This is a genomic window from Streptomyces sp. ISL-43 (genome assembly GCF_018614195.1).
GTDB lineage: Bacteria > Actinomycetota > Actinomycetes > Streptomycetales > Streptomycetaceae > Streptomyces.
The window spans coordinates 1-8,727 of the sequence record NZ_JAGGOT010000118.1; the positions used below are offsets into that span (position 1 = coordinate 1).

At 70.4% G+C, this 8,727-nt stretch carries 6 protein-coding genes; 1 reads left to right on the forward strand and 5 read right to left on the reverse strand.

The genetic code is table 11. From position 1 onward, the window contains the following. A partial coding sequence (locus J7F03_RS40105; protein ID WP_251073206.1) for a pyruvate kinase occupies positions 1-796 on the forward strand: 796 nt, incomplete at its 5' end. A gap of 56 nt (positions 797-852) precedes the next feature. On the opposite strand, the gene J7F03_RS40110 is transcribed toward J7F03_RS40105, so the two are convergent. From J7F03_RS40110 to J7F03_RS40130, 5 genes are all read right to left on the reverse strand, one after another. Next, a complete protein-coding gene (locus tag J7F03_RS40110) occupies positions 853-1,503 on the reverse strand; it encodes a hypothetical protein (protein ID WP_214958153.1) in 651 nt (216 codons plus the stop codon). Then, entirely contained in the window at positions 1,500-4,763 is a 3,264-nt protein-coding gene (locus J7F03_RS42560; RefSeq protein ID WP_214958154.1) for a polymorphic toxin-type HINT domain-containing protein, read from the reverse strand. The genes J7F03_RS40110 and J7F03_RS42560 overlap by 4 nt, the downstream gene beginning before the upstream one ends. A 1,132-nt stretch (positions 4,764-5,895) precedes the next feature. Then, positions 5,896-6,783: a VCBS repeat-containing protein gene (locus J7F03_RS40120; RefSeq protein ID WP_251073207.1), complete on the reverse strand. Its 888-nt coding sequence runs from the start codon at positions 6,781-6,783 to the stop codon at positions 5,896-5,898. Between the two features lie 255 nt (positions 6,784-7,038). Continuing rightward, on the reverse strand, positions 7,039-8,331 hold the full coding sequence (locus J7F03_RS40125; RefSeq protein WP_214958156.1) for a hypothetical protein: 1,293 nt from the start codon (positions 8,329-8,331) through the stop codon (positions 7,039-7,041). Continuing rightward, positions 8,321-8,727 (reverse strand): DUF6114 domain-containing protein (locus tag J7F03_RS40130; protein WP_214958157.1); only part of this gene is annotated, 407 nt, incomplete at its 5' end. The genes J7F03_RS40125 and J7F03_RS40130, both read right to left, overlap by 11 nt.

Genomic DNA, 8,727 nt, shown 5'->3' on the forward strand with positions numbered 1-8,727 from the left:
CCCCGTCATCGCCAAGGTCGAGAAGCCGCAGGCCGTCGCCAACATGGAGGGCGTCGTAGCCGCCTTCGACGCGGTCATGGTGGCCCGTGGCGACCTGGCCGTCGAGTACCCGCTGGAGAAGGTCCCGATGGTGCAGAAGCGCCTCGTGGAGCTCTGCCGCCGCAACGCCAAGCCAGTGATCGTCGCGACCCAGATGATGGAGTCGATGATCACCAACTCCCGCCCGACGCGCGCGGAGGCGTCCGACGTCGCCAACGCGATCCTCGACGGGGCGGACGCGGTCATGCTGTCCGCCGAGTCCTCGGTGGGCGCCTACCCGATCGAGACCGTCAAGACGATGTCGAAGATCGTCGAGGCGGCCGAGGAGGAGCTCCTGTCCAAGGGCCTGCAGCCGCTGGTCCCGGGCAAGAAGCCCCGCACCCAGGGCGGCTCCGTCGCCCGCGCGGCCTGCGAGATCGCGGACTTCCTCGACGCCAAGTCGCTCGTCGCCTTCACCCAGTCCGGTGACACCGCCCGCCGCCTGTCGCGCTACCGCACGCTGCAGCCGATCCTGGCCTTCACCACCGACGAGGGCACCCGCAACCAGCTCACCCTGAGCTGGGGCATCGAGTCCTACGTCGTCCCGCACGTGGACAACACCGACGCGATGGTCGACCTCGTGGACGCGGAGCTGCTCAAGCTCAAGCGCTACAACAAGGGCGACACCATGATCATCACGGCCGGCTCGCCCCCCGGCGTCCCGGGCACGACCAACATGGTCCGCGTCCACCACCTGGGCGGCGACGTCAGCAACTGACGCCGCACCCGGCGTTCGAACTCTGCCGCTGCCGCCCTCGGGCTTTTCCAGGCCGCTCAGTCCCGCCGGACGTTGAAGTCGCCGTCGTCGACGACCTCCTCCTCCAGCCCCAGCAGCCCGGCGAGCACGTAATACGCCTCGATCCGCTCGGGGTCGACCGTCATGAAGAAGGACTTCAGCACGCGCATCAGCAGCCGGAAACCGAGGTCCGGATCGACCTCGGCGACGACCCGCCGCAACACCGGAACCACGCCGGGCACCGCCGCGTAGCTGTGCCCGACCGTGGCCGACTCCAACTCCGCGGCCACCGCTTCGATCTCGCCGAGAACGGCCTCCGCCAGCCCGCGAGCGGGTGGCGGATCCGCCGGAGCGGGTGCGTCCCCGACGTTCCAGGTGATGCGGTACTCGGCGATCTCCTCGATCCAGGTGAGCCACTGGCGTCCCTCGGTCCCGCAGAGCTCCAGATCGAAGTCGCGGACCGTCCCGGCCAGCCACAGCGCGGACAGCTCCGCGCCGGACAGGTCCGAGGCGAGCAGCCGCCTGACGTCGTCCAGCAGCTGATGGGCGAACGCGCCGTCCTCGCGGTCCGCGAACCAAGCCACGCGGGCAAGACCGATGGACATTCTGTTGGTCCGGGGATAGCGGAAGGTCTTCATCAGGCAGCTGAGCCCTATGTCCGAGCCGAGTCGGCGAGGATCCTGTTTCACACGGCACTTCCCGTCGGGTAAGCGGTGTAGACGACCCAGCCCGGGGCGTGGCCCTTCACCTGTTTGAGCTGGATGACCACTCCGTTCCCGACCGGAGTCGAAACGAGGGTCGGAACGCCGTTCTGGTCCAGCGGGCCCTTGGTCCACTTCCTGCCCAGATTGCCTTGATCCTTCAGCGTCCACGGGACTTCCAAGAGGTCGTCCGGAGTGAAGCTCTTCTTCTTCTGCTGCTCACTCAGCCAGTTGCGCAGCCTCTTCTCGTTAGCGGGCTTCGCACTCCATTCCGCGAAGGCCCGCTGAACGGAGGCAACAGCGGTGTCGAGATCATTCCACTCGGTGGCAACCCCATCCTTGTCCAGCTTCTTCCGGAGATCCACCTCCCTCAGTGACAGCCCGACATGGTCGTTCAGGGTGTGGGCACCGGCTCTGCCCTCGTCACCGACGATGTCCAGGCAGTTGTGGACGAGCACGTCCACCGGCGCCCGCCCCTGGGCCTGCACGAAGAAGGTGTGCAAGCCGTCGACAGTGAGGTCGAACACCTCCACGGGGGTGCTGCGCCCGCGATCGCCCAGAGTGGTGATCGCCTGCTCCCGGCCCCGCGGATCCAGCAGCCGGTCATTCACCGTCAGGTCCGAGGCGTAGGTCCATCCGCGGCCCATGGCGAACAGCCTGTGACCCGCGGTCGTGCTGAGACGGCCGCCGTCGGCCAGGGTGATGTCGATCAGGCGGCTGGTGTCGTGCCGGAAGGCGGCGGTCACCTGTTCCGCCCTGGTGTTCCCTGAAGCGACGTCGCCCGCCATCACCACGTCACCGACCCGCACCGAACCGATCGGCTTGTGCGAACCGTCCGCCATGAGCACGGGGACCGACGCGGGGAAACTGTTCCGCCTACACGAGGCCAGCAACCGTTCGGCCACCTCGATCTCGCGCTCGATCGCGGCGACCGCGGCCGGGTCCATGTCTGCCTTCTTGGCCAGCGCCCTGGCTTCTGCCACGCTCACGCCGTTCCTCATGACGGAGCGGTATGCCTGCATGGCATCCAGAAGGAGTTCCAGGCGCTTGTTCTTGACCGCCATGATCAGATCGATGTTCGCCGCCAGGCAGGCCTTCGTGTCGCCCTTGAAGCAGTTGATGAAGTCGTCCGCGAGCATGTGCCAGAGCGTCTTCAGGAACATCTTGTCGAAGATCAGGGCGATCTCCAGACGGCTGAAGTACACGTCCTTGTCGTACGTCTGCAGGCCCATGGGCTCGGCGCTGATCCAGGTCACGTATTGGGCCGGGCAGTTCGCCTCGGTCACGTTCTCCGGGGCCGCGGGGTCCGTGCACATGTAGTAGTCGATGGTGAGGTTGTAGGTCAGCCTGAAGGTCACCGTGCAGCCGTCGAAGCCGATGTCGAGGACGCACTTGTTCTGGTCGACCGGGTCCCCGACCGGTTCGATGTTGTTGCGCATGAACACGCCCTTGCGGCCGGTCACACCGCCCGAGGCGATCGTTTCGCGGGTCTTCTGGTCCTCCGCGCGGGTCGCCGCGTCCTGGGCCTCCTTCGCCGCCTCCTGTGCGCGGGTCGCCGCCTCCTCCGCCGCCTTGGCATCGGTCTCGGCCTTGGTCGCCACCGTGTTCGCGGTGGCCGCGTCGGCCTCCGCCGCCGATGCCGCCTTGCGGGCCGAAGAGGCGTCGCGCTCCGCGTCCGTGGCGGCCGCGTCCGCGTCGGACGCGTAGGTGCCCGCCGTGGTGGCCGCGGTCTGGGCCGCCGCGGCGTCCGCCGTGGCCTGCCGGTTGTACTCGACCGTCCTGGTCTCGGCGGCCTTCGCCGCCTTCGCCGCCGCGGCCTCCGCCGCCGCCTTCGCGTCCGCGTCCGCCTGCTCGGCGAGCTTCTTCGCCTCGGCCGCCGCCTTGGCCGCCTGGTCCGCCTTGGCCTGGGCCAGGGCCGACTGCTGCTCGGCCGCCGTCTTCGCGGCCTGGCCGGTCAGCACGGCCAGACCCGCCGAGGAGTCGGTCTCCTTATACGGAGAACCCAGCTCGATGGCGTCGTTGGCCGGCTTGACCACCTGGATGGCCGACTCACCGGCGGCCACGGCCGCCTGCGCCGTGGCGAAAGCGAAACCGGCCGTGCGGATGGATTCCGCTCCGGCCGCCAGCGCTTCGCCGCGGGCCACGGCGGCATCCGTCTTGGCCTTCTCCGCCTGCTGGTGGGCCGTCTCCGCCTGCGACTTCGCGGTGATCGCGTTCCACTTGGCCGCGTCCGAGGCGTCGATGGCATCGGCTGCCGCCGAGTGCGCCTTCGCCACCGCGGCTTCGGTGATCGCGACGTCCTTCTTGGCCGCGTCCGCCGCCGCCTGGGCGCGCTTGGCCGCGCCCTGGGCCCGGGTCGCCGCCGCTCGCGCGTTGCTCGCGGCCTCCGTCGCCGTGTTCGCCTCGGCCCGTGCGGCCGTGGCCGCCGTGCCCGCGTTGTCGGCGGCGGTACGGGCCTGGGTGGCCGCCGTGCGCGACCCCTCGGCCGCGTCCGTGCCCTCGTCCGCGTCGGCCTTGGCCTCCTTGGCGTAGGCCTTGGCGTCCAGGGCGTCGCGCTGCTGTTCCGCGTCGGACGCGTTGTTCCGGGCCGTCACGGCCTTCTTCTCGGCGTCGAGCGCGTCCTTCATCTTGTTCTCTGCGGTGGTCCCCGCGGTCTGCGCCGCGCTCAGCTGGTTCCCCGCCTCGGTGCGCTGGGTTTGGGCCTTCGCTTCCGCCGTCGCGGCCTTCGCCCGCTCCGATTCGGCCAGTTCCTTCTGCGACTTGGCGTAGTTCCGCTCGGACTCCGCCTGCTGCCGCTTGGCCTTGGCGTCCGCGGCCGCGGTCTTGGCCTCCTTCTCCGCGTTCTCCGCCCTGACCTGCGCCGCCTTCGCCTTGGTGGCGTTCTCGGCGGCCTTCACCGCCTGCGCCGCGGCGCCCTCCGCCGCGGACTTCGCCTGCGCGGCGGCCTCTTCGGCCGCCTTGCGGCGGAACTCCGCCTTCGAGGCGTGCGCCTGCGTCATGGCCAGCGAGTTCAGGGTCTTGCTGTCGGCCGCCGAGGCACGCGTCGCGTTCAGCGCGGTCTCGGTGGCCTTGGCCGCCGCCTGGGCCGCGGCCGCCGACGCCTTGGTGACCTGGGCGGCCTGCTGGCCGTAGAGCAGACCCCGGCCCCGGGGAAGTCCCGCCTGGTCGGCCACGGCGTACGCGGAGTTCTGCGCGGCCGTCACCTTGGCGGCCTGCGCCTGGGCGTCCTGGGCCGCGCGCGAAGCCACGTAGAGCCGACCGGTCGCGCGGGCCTGAGCCTGCTCGATCCCCGTGCGGGCCTTGGTGAACTCACTCGCCGGCGGCCGTCCGCTCCCTGNNCGGTCAGCCTGCTCGCGATCATGGACTGGCCGAGGGCTTCGGCCATGGCCTGCGCGGCGATCTGCAGGTCCTTGGAAGCGGCCTGCTCGGCACCGAGGATGGCGTCCCGCTGCGTGTTCTGGCCCGCGATCTCGGCCTGCCACTCCTGGGAGGCGATGGCCGCTTCGGCCGTGAGGACCTTGTGCGGGTCGAGCGGGTTGCGCGTCGCACAGGAGGCGAAGCGCGCCTTCAGCTGCTCCACGTCGATCCGGAACTCCATCGAGTCCACGGCCGGAGCGCTGGTGGGGAAACCGCCGTTCTGCAGGAAGATGCGGGCGTCGTCGGCGTACATGGGGGTGGACCCCGCCATGTGCCATTCCCATTCCTTGCGGTCCTCGTAGGTCGCCGAGGTCTCCGGGTAGTAGCGGGCCTTCGCGATCTTGGTGGCTGCGTCGACCGACTCCTTGCCGGCCAGCGGGTGCGTGTCCGTGTAGAAGTCGCCCTCGCCGGTCCAGAAGCGGTCCGCGATCCAGCCCGCGTAGCCCGTCGCCGCGAAGACGGTCGGGTTGTCCGGCGGCCACTGGAAGCCCGCGTTCGTGTAGCCGGGCGGGACGTCGACCATGCCGAGAGGGGCCTGCCAGGCCTTCTTGCGGTCGTCCATCTCGCTGAACTTGGCGTCGGCGGCGGCATGGTCCTTGCCGTACGCCGCCGACAGCGGCGTTCCGTCCCAGTAGTCGCGCGCCGCGGCGGCGAGCAGTTCGGACTCTGTTCCCTTCAGTCCCGTGCGGGCGACGGCCTTCATCTCCGCGCCGCCCTTGCGGAGCACGTTGCCGAGGAGGCACTGGGCCTCGCGGATTTTCTGGGCCGCCTCCAGGTCATAGGGGGCGGGCTCGGCGGCGGCGGCCGAGCCCAGGCCGCCCGGGGGCTGCAACCCGCTGCCGGTGAAGGTGACGGCCGCGGCGGTGGCCATGGCCGTGGTGGTCAGGAAGCTCGTCCAGGTGCCGAAACGACGGCGTCTGGGCGGCTGTGCGTTCGTGCGCATACCCGTATCAGCCGTTCTGCTCAGAAGAGGACATCGAAGGCGGCCCAGCCCGAGGTGCCGATCTGCACCCGCGCGGCGAAGGGGGCGGCGGCGTTGCCGGTGCCCTTGAACAGCCACAGCGCGCCCGCGGGATCGGCCGCGATCAGGTCGGTCTTCCCGTCGCCGTCGGTGTCGCCCGCGGAGGCGAGCGTCTTGTACGCGTCCCAGCCGCCGCCCACGGGGTACCGGGCGGCGACCACGGCGTCGGCCGTGGCCGCGCCCGTGCCGGCGTAGATGTTGAGCGTGCCGTCGCTGTAGCGGGCGAGGAGGTCGGCCTTGCCGTCGCCCGTGTAGTCGCCTCGGCCCACGAGGGTCATGGCGTTCCACCCGGTGCCGATCCTGATCCGGGCCGCGAGGGTGCCGTCGGACTTGCCCTGGTACAGCCAGAGGCTGCCGGAGGCGTCCCGGCCGACCAGGTCCGCGTCGGCCGAACCGCCCATGTTCCCCACGGAGACGATCGTGTTGTAGATGTCCCAGCCGCCACCGACGACCTTGGTGTCGTTGCCGTGCTCGGCGGTGTAGTAGAGCGTCCCGGCCGCACGGTGGTAGATGTCGTTGGCCCTGCCGCCCTCCGAGACGTTGGCCTGGGCGAGTGCGGTGGCGTCGCCGAAGCCGCCGCCCAGCTCGTAGCCGGACTTCAGGCCGCCCGTACCGTTCGGCTCGTACGCCCGGAGCTTGCCGGTGCTCGCGTGCCGTGCGAGGAGCGGGAAGGTCTTCAGAGCCGGGCCCACGGGCTGGGCGCCTATGGAGCCGGCGTTGACGGTCCCGTCCGGCCAGAGCGGCGGTGCCACGCCGGACACCCCGGCCGCGACGGCGGCCAGAACCAGGCCGGCCGCACAGATCACCGCCCGGCGCACCGAGCGGTTCATGGATTGCAGCATTGAGTCGTGAGTCCCCTAATGAGTCACGGCGCGGGCATGCTCCAGGCACGCCGAAGACTCGGACTTCCCCCCTGAGACACCCCCGCGCACCGCGCCTGCGGCAGCGGCAAGATCACGCTATCCGCATCATTAACTCTCGTAAAGATCAAGAGGATTATCCGCAAAAAGTGGATGACCCGCCCCTCGTTTGCCGGGGCGGGCCATCCACTGCGGGACCTACGTGCTCAACGCCGGAACCGGCTGTTACTCCGCCGGGCCGATGTAGTTCTTGAGGCCCGGCACGGTCAGGGTGCCGCCGAACTGGCCGGCCTGGACGACCTTTACGTTCGTGAAGAACGCGAAGGAGACGTTCAGGGGCGGCGGGGTGTTCGGGGTGAACTCGATCGGGATCAGGCCGAAGAGGTTGCCCTTGAGGCTCTCGGTGTACATCGTCACCTTGGCCCCGCGGATCTTCGACGTCGAGCCCGGACGGGACTTCAGGTGGGCGACCTGCCCGCTCTTGCCGACCGTCTGGTACAGGTCCTTGATGTCCAGCGAGTCCGCCGTGAACTTCAGGACCGTCTTGGTCTTGCCGCCCGCGGTCTTCACCTCGACGATGCCCTCGTAGTCCAGGCCGTAGAGGGTCAGCATCGAGCTGTCGAGGTACCAGGGCTCGTCGGGGAGCAGCGGGATGCCCTGCTCCACCTCGGCCTCGGCCAGGGCCTTGGCGTCGTGGGTCGGGCAGGGGAAGGGTTCCTTCCCGTCCGCGTCCTTCGTCGCCTCCGTCGCCTTCTTCGCCTTGGTGCCCGTCTCGTCCTTCGGCGTGGTCGCGGTGTCCTTGACCTCGTCGGAGAGCTCCGTGACCTCGGTCCCGGCCCGCTTCGCGGCATCGCGGATCGCTTCCGCCGCCGGGTCCGGGGCGGGAACGGTGGTCGCGGGCTTGTCCGCCGGCTTCGGCGCCGTCGGAGCGGGGGCGCTCGGAGCGGGCGTGGTCGGAGCGGGTGCGTCGGGGTCGCTGCCCAGCGGCTTGCCCAGCTCGTCGAAGAAGCCCTTGATCGCGTCGCCCACACCCAGCGGGTCCAGCGGGTTGGTGGCCTTGGCGGGCGCGGCGGCGGGTGCCACCGCAGCCGCGGCCTGCTTGGGGGCCGGCGTCTCGGCGGGCTTCTGCACCGGCTTGGACGCCGACGGGCTCGCAGTCGGCGAAGGCACCGCGGTGGGCGACTTGGCCGGTGAGGGCTTCGTCTGCGGAGTCTTCGAAGGGGTCTTGGAGGGCGTCTTCGACGGCGACGGGGATGCCGACTCCGCGGGCTCGTCGGACCGCGTCACGCACGGTCCGGGCGCGAAGGGGATCTCCTTGTCGTCGGCCACGGCCAGCTTCGGCGCCATGCCCATGCCGACGAAGACCGCCGTCGGCATGGCCGCCAGCGCCATCGTCCTGCCGACGGGTATCTGGAGCTTGGTCAGCAGCGACTTTCTGGGCGCCGCGTGGCGCGGGCCCTTCCTCTCACGGGACTCCGCACCCAGGGCCTCGCCCCGCTGCGTTTCGTCACCCCGCACTGTTCCTCCCGCCATCGGCGTGGGCAGTCGTCTCGCTCGCGTATGCCGTCGTTTCCGTTGCACGCTGCCCCGGGAAGCCCTGGGGACCCGCCATCGCCTCGGCCTTGCCCAGGTCCACGGCCTGCGCCGGGTACCTGGTGTCGCCCTCGTCCGTCTCGTCCGCCGGCTTGCCCGGCACCCAGGCCAGGGCGAGGCCGCCGCCGATCATTGCGGGGATGAGGCCCAGGCCGAAGCCACCGAGGTTGGACACCGGCAGGGACACGAGCCCCAGCAGGATCGCGGCGACGCCCGCGAAGATCCGTACGCCCTGCTGGAACCAGAGCGTCAGCCCCAGCGTGGCCAAGAGGACGCCGATGATCAGCGAACCGGCACCGGCCGTCGTCGCCATCGCGATGG